General features: G+C 32.1%; 1 pseudogene. It reads left to right on the plus strand.

Going from position 1 to position 349, the window contains the following annotated elements:
- Nucleotides 1–349: pseudogene (locus J8281_RS19305) on the plus strand (RagB/SusD family nutrient uptake outer membrane protein); the annotation flags it as partial.

The raw sequence follows: 349 nt of genomic DNA on the forward strand, positions 1-349 counted from the left end.
CCATTAAATACACAACCAGAAGTTTATGAAAGAGCACAACTATTCTCTTTTATAGAGGCAGAATTATTAGATATTGAAGATGATTTAGTTGCCCCTAGACAAAACGAATATGGAAGAGCTGATAGCGCTGTTGCCCAAATGATTTTAGCTAAAATTTATTTAAATGCTGAAGTTTACATAAGTGAGAATCGCTATAGCGATTGTATGAGTTATTGTGAGAAGATCATTGGTGGAGGTTATGAATTAGCAGATAGTTATTTACATAATTTTATGGCAGATAACAATACTAATTCTGCAACCAAGGAAATTATTTTTCCAATTGTATCTGATGGAGTAACCACTCAAAATT

It is taken from the genome of Aquimarina sp. U1-2 (assembly GCF_017897595.1).
Taxonomy (GTDB): domain Bacteria; phylum Bacteroidota; class Bacteroidia; order Flavobacteriales; family Flavobacteriaceae; genus Aquimarina.